Annotated in this window: 10 protein-coding genes; 7 read left to right on the top strand and 3 right to left on the bottom strand. The window is 52.7% G+C overall.

Going from position 1 to position 15060, the window contains the following annotated elements; all coding sequences use genetic code 11:
* Nucleotides 1–86: 86 nt before the first annotated feature.
* Entirely contained in the window at nt 87–1994 is a 1908-nt protein-coding gene (locus IPQ00_08775; GenBank protein ID MBL0240651.1) for a DUF4097 family beta strand repeat protein, read from the bottom strand.
* A gap of 208 nt (nt 1995–2202) precedes the next feature.
* Between IPQ00_08775 and IPQ00_08780 the strand changes: the two genes are divergently transcribed.
* The 6 genes from IPQ00_08780 to IPQ00_08805 all read left to right on the top strand — a co-directional run bounded on the left by IPQ00_08780 (nt 2203) and on the right by IPQ00_08805 (nt 8726).
* Nucleotides 2203–3423 (top strand): hypothetical protein, encoded by a 1221-nt coding sequence (locus IPQ00_08780; protein MBL0240652.1) that lies wholly within the window; start codon nt 2203–2205, stop codon nt 3421–3423.
* A 63-nt stretch (nt 3424–3486) separates the two neighbouring features.
* Complete coding sequence (locus tag IPQ00_08785; protein ID MBL0240653.1) at nt 3487–4686, top strand: glycosyltransferase; 1200 nt, start codon at nt 3487–3489, stop codon at nt 4684–4686.
* A complete protein-coding gene (locus IPQ00_08790) occupies nt 4679–5293 on the top strand; it encodes a hypothetical protein (protein MBL0240654.1) in 615 nt (204 codons plus the stop codon). Before IPQ00_08785 ends, IPQ00_08790 begins: the two co-directional genes overlap by 8 nt.
* A gap of 144 nt (nt 5294–5437) precedes the next feature.
* Nucleotides 5438–6793, top strand: coding sequence for a glycosyltransferase (locus IPQ00_08795; protein MBL0240655.1), 1356 nt, complete (start codon nt 5438–5440; stop codon nt 6791–6793).
* A gap of 10 nt (nt 6794–6803) precedes the next feature.
* Complete coding sequence (locus tag IPQ00_08800; protein ID MBL0240656.1) at nt 6804–7622, top strand: hypothetical protein; 819 nt, start codon at nt 6804–6806, stop codon at nt 7620–7622.
* A 3-nt stretch (nt 7623–7625) separates the two neighbouring features.
* Nucleotides 7626–8726, top strand: coding sequence for an ABC transporter permease (locus tag IPQ00_08805; protein ID MBL0240657.1), 1101 nt, complete (start codon nt 7626–7628; stop codon nt 8724–8726).
* An 81-nt stretch (nt 8727–8807) separates the two neighbouring features.
* Here IPQ00_08805 and IPQ00_08810 read toward each other — a convergent pair whose 3' ends face one another.
* Nucleotides 8808–10718 carry a lysine--tRNA ligase gene (locus IPQ00_08810; GenBank protein MBL0240658.1) on the bottom strand — a complete coding sequence of 637 codons (1911 nt, stop codon included), beginning with the start codon at nt 10716–10718 and terminating at the stop codon, nt 8808–8810.
* A gap of 88 nt (nt 10719–10806) precedes the next feature.
* Here IPQ00_08810 and mfd point away from each other — a divergent pair, with 88 nt between their 5' ends.
* A complete protein-coding gene (mfd, locus tag IPQ00_08815; protein MBL0240659.1) occupies nt 10807–14331 on the top strand; it encodes a transcription-repair coupling factor in 3525 nt (1174 codons plus the stop codon).
* On the opposite strand, the gene IPQ00_08820 is transcribed toward mfd, so the two are convergent.
* Nucleotides 14328–14981 (bottom strand): hypothetical protein, encoded by a 654-nt coding sequence (locus IPQ00_08820; protein MBL0240660.1) that lies wholly within the window; start codon nt 14979–14981, stop codon nt 14328–14330. The two genes, mfd and IPQ00_08820, sit on opposite strands and share 4 nt — an antisense overlap.
* Nucleotides 14982–15060 lie beyond the last annotated feature (79 nt).

The following is a 15060-nucleotide window of genomic DNA, read 5'->3' on the forward strand; positions in this document are numbered from 1 at the left end:
ACGTTAATATTAGGCACTGTCTAAAACGATTTGTCAGTCGGAAAGTTTCAATTTTGCGACGGCGGAATGTCTTGTGAGAACTTTATCTATCTTGCAGCACGCAATTCGTTTGAATTGCGGAGGATGATCGCCCCATCAGTGGTGACGGTATAGGTAGGGCCACCGCTACCGATGCGTAGCCGTTTTGACGATTCGCTGCTGCTGAGCGTTGTGGCCAACAGGCCCTGAAGCTTGATCTCCGGTGACTTGGCGTCGATATCTGCGTTTGAAGCGTCAGATAGTGTGACGGTTATGCTTCCCGAATCACCCCGCGCGGTCAATTTATCAAACGAACCTTCGAGATTCAGATCACCATCTTTGGTTTCGGCTGTAAGTTCGCCCTTGAATCCGATCACACGGACGCTGCCGCTCGTATTGCTAAAATGGAGTTTTCCCTCGACATCGCGGACGTTGATAGACTGCTCATCGCCCTTTAGGTCGATCTCACCGTTGATGCCCTCGAGCCTGATCTCACCATCGGTTGAGAGCTTGATCGCGGCTTTTCGCGGGACAAATATCTCGACGATTGAACGCGTAAGCCCACCTTCAAAGGGCCAACTCTCGTTTACCGCTTCATTGAGATCGCGAACCGTAAGCTCTAACCCGGAATCGTCATGTCTTTCGCTGATGTCAAGTAGCTTTCGGCTGCGGGCGCTTGAGAGTTGCGAGATCGAGTATTTGATCTCATCCCGATCCCACCCGGTGATCTTAACGGACGCCCCGCGTACATCGACGATCAGTTTCGGGGTTCCTTTGACCTTGAATGTTTCACTCTTTTTTTCGACCTTCGGTACCGATCGCTCAAACGATGCATCTGACATTCCGGTTAAAATAGCTCCGGCCCGGTCGAGATTTCGTCTGAGTTCATTCTGCACATCGGCCGATTTCATCGCTTCGGTTATTGCCTGCTCGATCTCGGGCCGTGCCTTTTCCATTTCGATTCGGGCCTCCTCTAAGGCCGCTTTCGAGACTTTGGCCGAATCTTTAATTGCTTTTCCGATCTCTTTGTTGACCTTTGCCGTATTGACACGGGGCATCCCGATGGCTCGGTTCGCATCGCTATCCCAGGATTCATCGTCTTTATCCTTCTCCATCAGCAAGTTGGTCGCCGGGCTGGACGTTCGTCCGTCATTCTGCCGCGACACTTTCAGATCACCATTGACGCTGCTCATTTTGACCTTGACGTCACCGCTGCCGATCTTTCCATAAAGATCGCGGCCGACATATTTGCCTTTGTTGACGGGCAAGCCAAAGTCATTCGATATATTACCGTTAAGCGACTCGGCCCTGATGGTCGCACTCGCATCGGACGGTATCCTCAGATTGGCACGACCGTTGACTGTCTCAAGTGAAATCCGGCTTCCGGCGTCCAGCGTTGTAAAGTCGGCATCGACTTCGCCGTTTACGGTTGACAGTTCCGCGGTGCCGCGTAGATTCGTCGCCTTCACCGTGCCGTTGACCGCTGAGACTTTGGTGATATTCACAAAGTCCGAAACGGTAACCGACCCGTTCACCGTTTCGATCTCATTCAATACAGCACCGCGCGGTATCATTAATTGATAGTCAACGACGAGCTTATCGCTATTTTTCCAGCGTTCCCCGCCCTTTTGTTTCCAGCTATCGTATTTGGTTTCGATCGTGATCGAGTCGGGCTTCGCGTCGACCTTGATCTCGACTTCCGAGAGCCTTTCCTTTGAATTGGCGGTCTTTAGGGCCACCAGTTTGAACTCGTCGCGATCCCAAGCCTCAGCGACGATCGATCCGTTTACATTTGAGACCCGGACCTGGCCGTTCGCGGAAAGCGGATACGTCTGTTCAAATCGCTCCGTTTCGTCCTGCCGGGTAGCGTTTGCCGGCGACTCAGGACCGGCCTGGTCAGGTGCCGGAACATTTGTTGTGCTGCCGTTTGAAGAAAATAGTAAACCTGAAAATATGATAGTAAAAATCCAACTCATAATAGCGTCTCCTTGTCCGAATCAATCTGCCTTCTAGACACAAAACACCGCAACCGCAAACTTTGTGACAACTTTTTCGGCTAAAGTTGCACCATTATAAACACAACAGGCGAAGCGTGGTTCGGGACGCATAACGATTGCCTTTACCTGTGTTATTTGTTAGCGTTATATCTTTACGGGGTAGTTATTTCGGCCTCAACTTATGGATTTGAAACGAACAAAATTGAATATTCTCCGAAAAAAGCAGGATCTTTCTGATCGTGCAAAGACCGGCGTTTCTCTCCATTGCCACACCGAATACTCAAAGGAAATGTTGGACTTCGTGCCGCATTATGCCTCAAAATTGCCGATCATCGCGTATTTCTGGCGGAGGGAGCGCGATCGTTATCTCGAACGTGAAGGCCACAGCGTTGACTTTTCATCGGCATATTGGTCACCGCCCCTCACTCCGCAGATGGTTTACGATATCGAGTCCGCACAGATAGGCGACGCCAATCTGGATTCCTTTGTCTCGTTGACGGATCACGATCATATAAATGGAAACTATTCGATCACAGACGGCGACTCGGGCAAATTGATCCCCATTTCGATGGAATGGACCGTCCCGTACGAGTACGGCTATTTTCACCTCGGCGTGCATAATTTGCCTAAGCATTCGGCGACCGAGATCACGAAATTGCTCTTGGACTATACATTTAATGTAGAGGTTCAGAATACGGAACGCCTGAATGAGCTTTTTTCGATGCTTCACGATCTGCCTCACGTTCTGGTGATCTTAAATCACCCGATCTGGGACATCGAGATGGCCGGGGCCGAACGCCACGACCTGCTCTTAAAGGATTTTCTCCGTGTCCACGGGCGTTGGATCCACGCACTTGAGATCAACGGATTCCGCAGTTGGTCAGAAAACAAGGCCGTTATTGAAATGGCGGAGGCTCTCGGCATTCCGGTTGCAACCGGTGGTGACCGCCACGGTTGCAAACCAAATACGGTTATCAATCTGACTCGCGCGGAAACATTTGAAGAATTTGTCGAGGAGATCCGAATTGATAAGCGGAGCGAGGTCGCTCTGATGCCGGAGTACGAGCAACCGCTCCACTCACGGCAATTGCAATCATTTTCGGAGATACTGAGTCACTATCCCGATTTTGCCGAACATCGGCAGAGATGGTTCGATCGCGTGTTTTATGACCGAAATGATGGCCAGGGCGTTGTGCCGCTTTCGTCCCACGGATGGGATCGTGGCGGGCCGGCGTGGCTTCGCATCGCGGTGAAAACTCTGGGCTTTTTCGGCAGCCCGGCGGTTCGGCCGGTATTTAGAGCTGTCCGAAAGAAAAAGGACCGTATTCCGTCGAGTCCCGAAGCGACCGAGTTTGAGATTCCTCAACTCGACGATATTTCCGGCGAATTTTCTTCGGAACCGGTTTAGCAAGACATTTTAATTAAATTCAACGGCAGGCCTTCCCGCCGTTGATCGTTATCAGGAATATTTGTGAATGAAATTCCGCGTGTCGCCTTCTTCCCCGATTCCTATTTGGAAGTGAACGGAGCGGCTATGACCTGCCGAAGGCTGGTTGAGTACGCCCGCCGAAATGAGCATCCATACCTCTGCATCCACGCCGGCCCCGATCCCGGCATTAAGGTGGACGGCAGCGTTACGCATTTAGAGCTAAAGCGGTCGCCGCTGTCATTTAAGCTTGACGAAGAGCTTGCATACGACCCACTATTCCAGCGGCATACTCGAAAAGTCCTGCAACAGCTTCGTGAATTTAAGCCCGACATCCTCCATATTACAGGCCTGAACGATGTAAGTATCGTTGGATCGTACCTTGCTTGGAAGCTTAATATCCCGATGCTGGGCTCGTGGCATACCAATATTCACGAGTTTGCGGCCAGCCGCATTACACGTCTGTTACGTTTTTTGCCTAACGGATTCGTAAATCCCCTCGCAAGTTTTGCTGAGCGCAAAATATTTCAGGGTTCGGTATTCTACTACAAGATGCCGAAGGTGATCCTTTCGCCAAATCAGGAATTGGTCAACGAACTTGGCCGGCGAACAAAACGTGAGTCGCGCCTGATGGGCCGCGGTGTAGATACCGATATATTTAGTCCGGCCAAACGTACCGTCAGCGACGGCGTGATCCGCTTCGGTTTTGTCGGACGGCTTCGTGCCGAAAAAAACGTCAGGTCGCTCATCGAGATCGAAAAAGCACTGATCGAGTCTGGGCGAACAAATATTAAAATGCTGATCGTCGGCGAGGGCAACGAGAGAGAATATCTCCAGCAGCACCTTAAGAACGCGGAGTTTACCGGTTTTATTTCAGGTGACGATCTAGCCGAGGCTTACGCGAATATGGACGTATTCCTATTTCCTTCAGAAACGGATGCGTTTGGAAATGTGACGCAGGAATCACACGCGTCGGGTGTGCCGGCGATCGTGTCTGACAAGGGTGGACCTAAATTCATTGTACGCGAGGGCGAGACCGGTTTTGTCGCAAAGTCGTTGGACGATTACGTTACATACGCTTCGATGCTCTATGATAGTCCGGACAAGCTTTTGGAAATGAAAAAAATGTCTCGAGACAGTGCAATGTCAAGCTCGTGGGACTCGATCTTTGAGGGCGTGTACGATGGTTACCGAGAGGCAATCCGATTAACCGACGCGTCGAAGAATCCGGAGGCAAATGCCTGAATCTACACAAGCCGCCGTCGTGGTCGCCCCGCAATTTGAGACAAGTGTCCTCAAGGTTTTATTGAGTCTGCTCCGCCATCCGTTCCAATCACTCATTTTACGTTGGAATTGGAAGGCGGCGGTTCTGAGTGCTCTTCTGCGAGCTCCGATATTCTTTTTTACATACGTTTTTAAGAAGGATGGCCTTAGATTGGCAATTGGTGCCGCTCTAACACAATCATTTTTTCGTCTGATCTTTGGCGGCGTAAACGGATCTATAATTCAATCGTTCAGCCGTGTCGAACCACCTTGGCACGCAGTGCTGACGGTTCCGCTAGTCCTTGCCGCATTCAGCCACGTAGTCGAATATTTTGTACAGACCGCTTACGATCAACAGACCGGAGTCAACGGCAAGGGAAAGGCGATCTCGATCTCGGTACTCGTCTCGGCGATTTCGGCAGTTTTCAATCTGTTTGCAATGCGCCGTGGTGCATTGCTTGTCAGAGACGAGAGTCAGCAGTCACTCTGGCGAGACCTTACCCGGATGCCTTGGATCGCTTTTGAGTTCATTTCATTTCCGCTAGTCTGGCGCCGTCGCCGCAAAGCCCGCAAGGCGACTGATTCCTAGTCCCGCGATCTCTGACATTCACTAAACCGAGCGCCCCTCCGGCAATTTGTATAGATTCACAGAATCTCGCTGCATTGCCGCGTTATTGGCTGCGTGATAGACTCTCAGTTTATCGTTTTTGACGATTTTCACTATATAAACTGAATGCCGCTGAGATCCGTCCACATCACCAATTACTATCACAAGAACTCGGGCGGGATCAGTACGTCGTACAACAATCTACTCGCCGCCGCAGAACGGCATAAGCGATACATACGTCTGATAGTGCCGGGAGAGATCGACGCGGTTGAGGACGTTAACGAATACGCAAAGATCTACTACGTTCCCGCAAAGTACTCGCCTGTTTTCGATAAACGCTATCGAATAATGATGCCGTGGCAGTATATGTTGGCGGATTCGGCGATCCGAAAGATCCTGTTGGACGAAAAGCCCGATCTGATCGAGGTGACCGATAAATACACGCTGAGCATGATCGGCGTAATGGTCCGCGGACATCATTTCCAACAGATTGGCCAGCCCGTAATGGTCCATTTTTCGTGCGAGCGGATGGACGATAATATTGGATCATTTCTAGTCGGCGGCAAGATCGGGGAATGGATCGCACGGCGGGTTATGGGCAATTACAACTTGCCTAGCTTTGACTATCACATCGCAAATTCAGCGTACACGGCCGACGAATTTTACCGTTCGTATCGTGCGGAGGACAATCCGAAGCGGTCTGAGTGGTTTTTTAACAAATGCTGGCAGTTTTTCGGTGCTCCGCGAGTTCCGGTCAAAGACCGGATCCTGGTGTGCCCGCGTGGTGTCGATATTTGGCAATTTTCGCCCGACCGCGGCTCCGACGAGATCGGCATCGAGATGCGACGCAAAACCGGTATCAGCGACGACGCCGTTATGATGCTCTACGCCGGGCGCATCTCACCCGAAAAGAATATTGGCCTGCTCGTAGAAATGATGAAACTGCTTGCCGTTGACCCGGACCACGACTATCGTCTGCTGGTTGCAGGTGCCGGGCCGCAGTCAGAATGGCTGCAGCAGCAGAGCGACAAATATTGTCCGGGACGGATCATCCAACTCGGGCATCTCGATAAAAGTGTTTTGTCCGGTTACTATGCCAAGGCAGACATTTTTGTGCATCCGAATCCGCGTGAGCCTTTTGGCATTGCACCGCTTGAGGCGATGGCATCCGGCGTGCCGACGGTCGCCCCAAATGCCGGTGGAATTTTATCGTATGCGACCAACGACAACGCCTGGCTGGTCGAACCGACGGGCGAAGCTTTTGCCGGAGCGGTTCGCGAAGTCGTTGCCGACCCGGAACTTCGTGCCCGTAAGACCGAGCTTGCTCTTCGCACCGCACTTGCTAACACTCGTGAAGCGTCCACGGACAATCTGATCGCAACTTATGACCGGATATTTGACGATTTTCAAAGCCGTAAAGACCTGTTTACCGACTCAGCAGATTCGAAAAAGTTTAATTACGTCGAACTGACGAAAGATTAAGAACGCACAAATGACCGAGATCGTAATTCAAGAGGCTCCGGCCGTAACGACACCACCGACCATCCGCGAGGCGTGGCTGGCGTTGCTGCACGAACCGAGCTTGTTTATCCGTCATTGGAACTACAAAGGTGCGATACTGAGCTCTGCGTTTCGAGCTCCGATCTTTTTGATAACGTATCTCGCTGCCCGTGAGAGCCTCAAGCTGGCGCTCGCGGCGGCGGCCGTACAGTTTGTTTTTCGATTTCTATTTGCGGGGCTGACGGGATATCTAATACAGGCGATGCGGCGGGTCGAGCCCGCGTGGAAGGCGGCCGTATCGATCCTCTTGGTCGTGCCGCTGGTCAGCCATTTATTTGAGTACGGAGTGCAATCGGGATTTGTCCATTTCACGGAAACGGCCGATTATACTGACAAAGCCATAGTCCGCTCGATCTGCTTTTCGATCTTTTCGTCGCTTTTTGCATTCTATATTATGCGGCGAAACGTGCTGATCGTCGGCGAGCACGAGAGCCGTTCGCTATTTAGCGACATCTCAAGGCTGCCAAAGCTCGTTTGGGATTTTATGGCTTTCATTCCCGACGAGATCCTGGATCTGCTGCGACGCGGAGCCTTTGGGGCGGCGGCGATCGCATTTGTTGCCTGGGGTGTCTTTACTCAAATGGTTTGTTGGGCCGTCGCAAATAGGTCGATCTGGACATACGGCGGCGGAAAGGATCTTGGGATCCTGAAGTACTGGGGGATCGACGGCGTGATCCTGATGATGCTGGCCGTGGCTCTGGCCAAGGTGCGGTATTCGTATCGTGAACGCCGCGGGATCAAGAATATTTAGACAATGCTCGAATTGGTTTTTGCAAACTTACGTGTTCGGCCGTTTCGCACCCTGATCAGCGTGATCGGAGTGGCACTCGGCGTCGTTCTTGTCGTTCTTTTCACGGGTCTCGCCCGCGGAATGACCACCGATATGGCCAAACGGGCGACCAACTGGAAGGCCGAGATCGTGTTTTCGCGTGCCGGCGGGATGGAGTTTACGAGTTCGAATATGAACGTCGATACTGCATACGTCGAGAAATTGCGAGGTATCGACGGCGTCGCGTCGGTCGTTCCGGTCGGGCGATACATAACGCCGAATACCAAAGGCCGCTTTGGCGTTTTGCAGCTCGATGGTGTCGATTGGGAACCGTTTGCGGCGATGAACGATATGCACCTGGTCAGCGGACGTGGGGCAGTTGCGGTGGACGAAGTCATACTGGACAACCGTCAGTTTCGCGAAGACAAAGTATCGCTCGGCGACGAGATCGATCTCTTTGGCGGTAAAAAATATAAGGTCGTCGGCGTTTTTGAGCCGCCGTCAGGTTCGCGGATCAAGATGTCGCTCGCAGCGATGCAGGCCGCACTCGGGGCGGCCGACAAATGCACATACATTCTCGTCAAACTAAAAGACGGCTCGGACACGGACGCTGTCGCCGCGGCGATCAACGCCAAACTTCCCGGCAACAAGGTCAATCTCACACGTGAACTCGTGATCGACGCTCAGGAACGCATTCCGGGCCTCAACACGTTTCTGCGGGTCCTGGTCGGGCTCGGGGCATTTGTCTCGACCATCTTCGTGCTGCTCTCGATGTACACGACCATCACCGAACGCCGGAAGGAGATCGGCATCCTCAAATCGCTCGGCGCGTCCAAGAGCTTTATCATCAAGGTGATCGAGGGCGAGGCGTTTATGATCGGGTTGCTGGGCACGATCCTGGGGTTTGCGACATCGTTTATTGCGTCGTGGGCGATCGGTTACAAATTTGAGCTGCCGTTTCAGTTCAATGCTGGTTGGATGATCTCGGCGGTCGTGATCGCCATCGGCGGTAGCCTCTTCGGTGCTCTCTATCCTGCCTGGCGTGCCTCGATGATCGACCCGGTAACTGTAATGGTCAACGAGTAGCAGTAAGGTAAAAGAGATGTGAGCAGATCAGGGTAAATGTGCATTATCCTGATCTGCTTTTTATTGAGCTATCAAATGCGTTTAACTTTCTTCTTCCCTCTTTTCGGGCCGAAGGTGCGGAAAGAGAATAACGTCGCGGATCGAATGTTTGTTAGTCAAAAGCATCACTAAACGGTCGATCCCGATACCGATGCCGGCGGCGGGCGGCATTCCGTACGACAGGGCACGGATATAGTCTTCGTCCAGCACCATCGCCTCTTCGTCACCACCCTCGCGGGCCGTCATCTGATCCACAAAGCGTTCATATTGCTCCTTAGGATCATTCAACTCACTAAAACCATTCGCGACCTCCATCCCATTAATGAACAGCTCAAAACGCTCGGCGATGTTCGGATTCGCAGGCGAGGCTTTCGATAGCGGCGAGATCGACTTTGGGTAATCAACGATAAAAGTTGGTTGAATCAAATCAGGTTCGACGAACTCTTCAAACAGATCAACTAATCCAGTCAGTTGTGCTGCTTCCAAGTTTTTAAATTTCCGCAGAATGCTATCAACTGAAATTTCCCATATCGAATCAGGAACTCGAAACCCCGCTTCTTCGGCTGTCGGCATAGACGTTTCAAAAAGCTTTGTCTTCTCCCAGAGATCAAATCTTTCTTTCTTAATTTTCTCTTCAGCGGCGATGCGGTTCTTTTCCAATTCCTCATCTGACCAACCAGATACATGTAATGAATTAAATTTCCGGACTTTCAGTTCTCTAAGAGCACACAATCGCCTAAGAAAACCTATATCTTCAAGCCAGACTCTTTCAACATCTGAAGACCCATATCTTTTAGCATCACCTGGTAAAACCCGTGCAATAGATTCATTCATCGAAATCCGCTCGAATTTACTGAAGTCGATCTCGTTCCGCTCGTAATTCACGGTCAGGCCGCCAGTCGCTTTCTGGACGCTTTCCTGCATCATTTTTTCGCAGAAATTCATCATTCCCTCGACGTCCATGTAGGCACAGTAGAATTCGAGCATCGTGAATTCGGGGTTGTGTTTGTGCGAGATGCCTTCGTTGCGGAAATTGCGGTTGAGCTCGTAAACCTTTTCAAAACCGCCGACGACGAGGCGTTTGAGGTAAAGCTCAGGCGCGATGCGGGCGAATAGCTTGATGTCGAGCGCGTTGTGATGCGTCTCGAAAGGCTTTGCCGCGGCACCGGTCGCCTTTGGCGTAAGCATCGGCGTCTCGACCTCGACGTAGCCCGCGTCTTCGAGATATCGCCGCATCGAGGAGATGATCTTCGCCCGGCGTTCGAAAACTTCGCGCGTCGTTAGCCCGTCATGCTCGACCATAAGCGACGATCCGATCAGATCGTAATAACGCTGGCGTTGGCGGATCTCGGCGTCCGCGATGCCGTGCATTTTATCGGGCATCGGGAGCATTGCCTTGGCGAGGAATTGTAGCTTTTCGATGTGAACGCTAAGCTCGCCGGTGTTTGTGATAAAGAGATAGCCTTCGACGCCGATAAAATCGCCGTGATCGAGCAACTGCCAAGCCGCCCAGCCGTTCTCAGTATCGATCGTGTCGCTGCCGTCGTTTTTAATCAGCGCCGCACCGCCCTTTTTATCGCAATAGACCTGCAATTTGCTGATGCCGTCCGTCAAATGAACAAAATTCCCCCGCGTCGGCGTCGTCAAACGGCCCGAGATGCGGACGTTTCCAAACTCTCGGAGACGCGCGTTCAGAGCATCCTTAATCTCTACCGGCGGACGTTCACGTTCGGCGAGCGTCGCCACGACGGCCTTGATCTCATCCACGATCAAGGCGACCGGCTCAAAGGCCTTAAGAGCGGTGATCGTGTCGTCGCTTCCGCTCACTTTTGAACGGTCAAATTTGTTTGGGTACACATTGCCGACCAATTCACGCAATTCATTTAGCGACGCTAGCCGTGCTTCGGTCTGGTCGTTGGGGACGATGATGTCTTCAAATGCAGTAATGCTCATAATTGAATATCTGATTATAGTTAACCGCCTCGACGACAGCAAACTTCGACCAAATATGGCAAAATATAAATTCCGCAGGAGAACGCATATGCCGGGCAAGCGTTTTCTGCGGATACCTGTGTTTATGGCGGACCAACTCGACGAACTTCAGCGGCAGATCGAACGCGGATCTCGTGTGATCAACCTCAGCGGCGTCACATCCGCGGCAGCGAAGGCGTCAGTACTGGCCCGTCTTCGATCTGCAACGGGCAGAGTTTTTGCAGTCGTCACTAATTCAAATAGCGATATGGAATCGTGGCTCGGCGACCTTTCATATTTCTGCGGTGCTGATGTCAAGGTCATTTCGCTACCCTCATTTGAGGCCGATCCGTATTCGGGCACCTCGCCCCACGCCGAGACTCAGGAGCGAAGGGCTCTAGCTCTCTGGCAAATGCGTGAGCAAAACACGGGATTTATCGTTCTGCCCGCACGTTCGCTGATCCAACGGACGGTCACGCCCAAGGCGATCGCCGGGATGGGCTGCGTGCTTCGCCGTGACGCAGACTTTCCGCCCGAGACCTTGATCGAGACACTGTTTGCCGGCGGCTATGTTCGTGAGGAACCACTGTTTGGCCCCGGTCAATTCTCCGTCCGCGGCGGCATCATAGACGTTTGGTCGCCCGACGCCGACGCTCCGGCCCGGATCGAATTTTTCGGCGACACGGTAGATTCCATCCGAAACTTTGACGCTGACACACAGCTTTCGATCGGCCAGATCAAAGAGGTTGCGATCGCCCCGATGCGTGAGGCCGCCGTCACGCCGCAAGATCTGATCGACTGGGCATTTTTTGCACGCGAACGGTTTTCGGATGATAAATACTTTAGAAACCTAAAAGATCGAACGGATTTTGCGGCCGAGGGCGAAACGTTTTCGGGCTGGGAATTTCTGATGCCGCTCGTAAAACCACTCGACGGCACCGTCTTTGATCATTTACCGGATTGCATACTTGTTATAGACGAACCGTCGTTGATCGAGCTCACGCTCAGTGAGATATACGATCACGTCAACCTCAATTACGTCGCGACCCACGAGTCCGGCGATATCGGGCTTGAACCGAGCGAACTATTCCTCAATGCCGACGAACTGAGGTCTCGGCTAGAGCGACACGCTCGGATCGAGCTGCGGGCTCTCGGCCGCACGGCGGCGGTAATCGACGAGGAATTTGCCGTGGGCGAAGCGGACGCTTCAAAACCGCTCTTCCTATTCCCCTCGGTTGAAAAAGCCGTCGAGATCGAATTGATATCCCGCACAACGCGCCGATTTCACGGCGATATTCCGGCATTTGTCGGGCAATTGACCCTTGCGAATGGGAAAGGTTCAACCAACAAGGCAACCGAGATCGTCGTACTGACTCCCGGAATGGCCGAGCGCGTTCGCGAGATACTTTACGAATACAATTCGCCTCTGCCGCCGGATGCGATCCGCGTCGGCAGGATCTCGGGCGGCTATGAGCTTCCGGCGTTCGGAACCGTCACTTACACCGAGAGCGACATTTTCGGCGAAATCGCGGGCGATGCCGCTTCGGCGGCGGTCACTAAATCCTCGGCATCACGTAAATCAAGGCTTGGTGCCTTCATCTCAGACTTTCGCGACCTCAAGGCAGGCGACTATGTCGTCCACATTGATCACGGCATCGGCCGTTTCGAATCGCTGCAGACCATCTCGTCACAGGGATCCGAACGCGAATTTATGCTTTTGATCTACGGGGACAACACAAAACTGTTTGTGCCGGTAGAGCGGATGGATCTCGTTTCGCGATATTCATCCGGCGAGGCGACATCGCCGACACTCGACCGCCTTGGCGGCATCGGATGGCAAAAAACCAAGGCCAAGGCCAAGCGTGCGATGCGCGATATGGCCGACGAATTGCTCAAGCTCTATGCCGAACGCAAACTCGTGCGGGGTCACGCTTTTCCGCCCGACGCACCTTGGCAGCACGAGTTTGAAGACGCGTTTCCGTATGATCTGACCGTCGATCAGGCGTCGGCGATCGCAGACGTTAAGGGCGATATGGAATCGGAAATGCCGATGGATCGTCTGATCATCGGCGACGTCGGGTACGGCAAGACCGAGGTTGCAATGCGTGCGGCATTTAAGGCCGTGATGGACGGCAAACAGGCTGCAGTTTTGACGCCGACCACAGTGCTCGCGTACCAGCATTTCGAGACGTTCAAGAAACGCTTTGCCGCATTTCCCATCAAGGTTGAGTTGCTTTCACGATTTCGTTCCGGCAAGGATCAAAAGGCGGTCGCTGAACTTGCCGGCAAAGGCGAGGTCGACGTCGTCATCGGCACTCATCGGCTACTTTCTAACGACGTCCAACTGCCAAAACTCGGGCTCGTGATAGTTGACGAAGAGCAGCGGTTCGGCGTCGGCCACAAAGAAAAGCTCAAGCAGCTTAAGAAAAAAGTCGATGTACTGACGCTTTCGGCGACTCCGATCCCGCGTACGCTAAATATGTCTCTGCTCGGAATGCGGGATATGTCGGTGATCGAAACGCCGCCCCGCGACCGTCTGGCGATCAATACGCAGGTCGTACAGTTTTCCGAAGGCGTCATCCGCTCGGCGATCGAACTCGAACTCGCTCGCAATGGCCAGGTCTTCTTCATCCACAATCGTGTCGAATCGATCGAAGCGGTCGCCGCACTTATCAAAAAGATAGTGCCGTCGGCCCGCGTCGCGATCGGCCACGGGCAGATGAATGAAAAGGAAATGGAGGATGCAATGCTTGATTTTATTGATTACAAGTACGACATCCTCGTCGCAACGACAATTATCGAAAATGGGATCGACATTCCGAGGGCGAATACTATCATCATCAATCGAGCGGATAATTACGGCTTGTCACAGTTGTATCAGTTGCGTGGACGGGTCGGCCGCTCGAATCGCAGAGCGTATGCATATCTGTTGATACCGAGCGAACTTGAACTTACACCGATCGCCCGCCGGCGACTTGCCGCGATCCGCGAATTTTCGGATCTCGGCGCCGGCTTTCGGCTTGCCGCTCTCGACCTTGAACTTCGCGGTGCAGGCAACATACTCGGCGGGCAGCAATCCGGACACCTCGACGCACTCGGTTTTGATCTATACACCAAAATGCTCGAGCGAACGATCGCTGAAATACGCGGCGACGACATCGCCGACGAAACCAACGTATCGATCAATCTCGGTGTCGATGTCTCGATCCCCAAGGATTACATCTACGAGACAAGTCAGCGTCTGCGTACTTACAAGCGGATCTCGTCCGCCGAATCCGAAGATGAGATCGGTCGCATCCATCTCGAGATCGAGGATCGGTACGGCCGCATTCCGCGTTCGGTCGAGAACCTTTTTGCATACGCCCGGCTGCGAAAATTGTCCGAGCAGATGGCGATCGTGTCCGTCGACCGAACGGCGGACGGCGTCGCGATCAAACTCGGCGGGACGGCCAAGATCGCACCGGAGAGATTGCTTCTGTTTATTGATGAGAACGAAGGTTCGAGCTTTTCGCCAAGCGGCATTCTGCGGGTGACGGTCAAAAATGCGGATCCGATCGAGACGGCACGCAAAACGCTTGAAAGCGTCCGCGGCTAACGTGTCGTTTCCGTGCAGTCGAGAGCCTCGTTAAATTCGCATACGAATAAGATCGGTACGACTTCGCGGGTCTGATTTCGAGTATTATGCCAGACCGGCGAGTCGCGGTAATATTCACGGGTCCATCCGAGCTGCTCTCTATTTTTCCAGACAAATTCATACGCGTCGTGCTCGTCCTTTCCCTGCAGATGCTTGGCCTCGTGCAGTAGGACCGCGGCACGCTCGACGTCGTCTCGAGGATACGCAAAGAAATCATCGTACAACGTCATTATTTCAAACGGAAAGTTGGTCGCGGCATAGGCGTTCTCTTTTGGTACGGACGCGTTAAGCCAATTGTCCTCGGCCCGGTATGCCGTAACGTGTTCAAGCAAAAAGACCTCGTCCGTAAAACCGCGTTCACGGAGCACGTCGATCGCTCTCGCCACCGTCTGTTTTTGTACAAGCGTCAATCTTTTTGCAGAACCGATCAGTGACAGATAGAATCCGCCGATCACGATAATGATCACCACGACACAGATCCACGCCCGCCGCACTATTGCTCGCCAAAACGTTCGAACACGCGTGGCGGACGGCAGCCCTGCCCCGCACCGGACGCATATCTCCAGTTGCGGGTAATTTACCAGTCGGCAATCAAGGCATTTTTTTTGCATTAGCGGTTAGAGCGAAGTCGGGTACATCCCGTTAATATATAAAAACACCCAATCCGAGCGGATTCCAACCCTTTTATCA

The organism is Chloracidobacterium sp. (assembly GCA_016720705.1).
Taxonomy (GTDB): Bacteria; Acidobacteriota; Blastocatellia; order Pyrinomonadales; family Pyrinomonadaceae; genus OLB17.

Coding starts and splice junctions, on each gene's coding strand:
- IPQ00_08820 (MBL0240660.1), bottom strand. CDS start 14,981: ATGCAAAAAAAATGCCTTGATTGCCGACTGGTAAATTACCCGCAACTG.
- IPQ00_08800 (MBL0240656.1), top strand. CDS start 6,804: ATGACCGAGATCGTAATTCAAGAGGCTCCGGCCGTAACGACACCACCG.
- IPQ00_08805 (MBL0240657.1), top strand. CDS start 7,626: ATGCTCGAATTGGTTTTTGCAAACTTACGTGTTCGGCCGTTTCGCACC.
- IPQ00_08795 (MBL0240655.1), top strand. CDS start 5,438: ATGCCGCTGAGATCCGTCCACATCACCAATTACTATCACAAGAACTCG.
- IPQ00_08775 (MBL0240651.1), bottom strand. CDS start 1,994: ATGAGTTGGATTTTTACTATCATATTTTCAGGTTTACTATTTTCTTCA.
- IPQ00_08790 (MBL0240654.1), top strand. CDS start 4,679: ATGCCTGAATCTACACAAGCCGCCGTCGTGGTCGCCCCGCAATTTGAG.
- IPQ00_08810 (MBL0240658.1), bottom strand. CDS start 10,718: ATGAGCATTACTGCATTTGAAGACATCATCGTCCCCAACGACCAGACC.
- mfd (MBL0240659.1), top strand. CDS start 10,807: ATGCCGGGCAAGCGTTTTCTGCGGATACCTGTGTTTATGGCGGACCAA.